The 970-nt window shown below is 61.4% G+C and carries 2 protein-coding genes; both read right to left on the reverse strand.

Annotated features, from left to right (window positions below):
• Positions 1–536: IS630 family transposase (locus NKH98_RS32915; protein ID WP_352904318.1), on the reverse strand; the 536-nt coding region annotated here is incomplete at its 3' end.
• Entirely contained in the window at positions 451–885 is a 435-nt protein-coding gene (locus NKH98_RS32920; protein WP_352904317.1) for a helix-turn-helix domain-containing protein, read from the reverse strand. The genes NKH98_RS32915 and NKH98_RS32920, both read right to left, overlap by 86 nt.
• Between the last annotated feature and the right edge of the window lie 85 nt (positions 886–970).

A 970-nucleotide genomic window follows, 5' to 3' on the forward strand; every position in this document is an offset into this window, starting at 1 on the left:
TCGCCAATGGCCTGCCACAGGGCGTCGATGGTTCTGATGGCCTTTGCGCGCAGATGCGCCTTGAGCTTGGCGAAGGCCATTTCGATCGGGTTGAGGTCTGGGCTGTAGGGCGGCAGGAAGAGCAGCCATGCGCCTCTGGCCCGGATGGCTGCCTCGGCGGCCGGACTCTTGTGGGCAGCGAGATTGTCGAGAATGACCACATCGCCCTTTGCCAGCGTCGGAGCGAGCTGCGTTTCGACGTAGGTGTCGAAGATGCGACGGTTCATCGGCGTGTCGACGACGAAAGGGGCGGTGAGCCCATGGCAGCGCAGCCCGGCGATGAAGGTCTGCGTCTTCCAATGTCCGAACGGTGCCTTTGAGCGCAGCCGTTGGCCCTTCAGGCAGCGACCGCGCAGGCGCGTCATCTTCGTAGTGGTTCCGGTCTCGTCGATAAACACCAGCCGATGTGGCTCAAGCCGCATCCGCGGCTGGCGTTTGGCCCGCCACTGCTGGCGCGCCTTGCTGATGTCGGGTCGATCTTGCTCGCTGGCCAGCAGCGTTTTTTTTGAAGCGGTAGCCGTTCCTGATGAGCCAACGTGAGATCGAGGCGGGAGCCACTTGGACGCCTGTAGCAGTAACCAGCTCGGCGGCAAGCTCCGGCATGGTGATGTCGTCCTTCTCGGCCACACAACCAATCAGGAACGCACGATGGGGGTCGAGCTTGGAATGGCGGCGGCCTCCGCTCGGCTTGGGCATCAGGCTCTCGGTCTTTCGATAGTTCCTCATCAGGATCACGACGAACGAAACCGACACCCCAAAATGTGCCGCCGCCGCACGCCGCGAATGGCCAGCCTCGACAAACCGCACAACGCGTTCACGCAAATCGAGCGAATAGGGCTTGGGCATGGCAAATCACCTCCTTAAGGAAGTGAATCACAAACCCGACGTTAGCGGAATCCTTCGCGATTCAACCTGAATGTCCGACGCTCTA

It is taken from the genome of Mesorhizobium sp. M0833 (genome assembly GCF_040319905.1).
Taxonomy (GTDB): domain Bacteria; phylum Pseudomonadota; class Alphaproteobacteria; order Rhizobiales; family Rhizobiaceae; genus Mesorhizobium.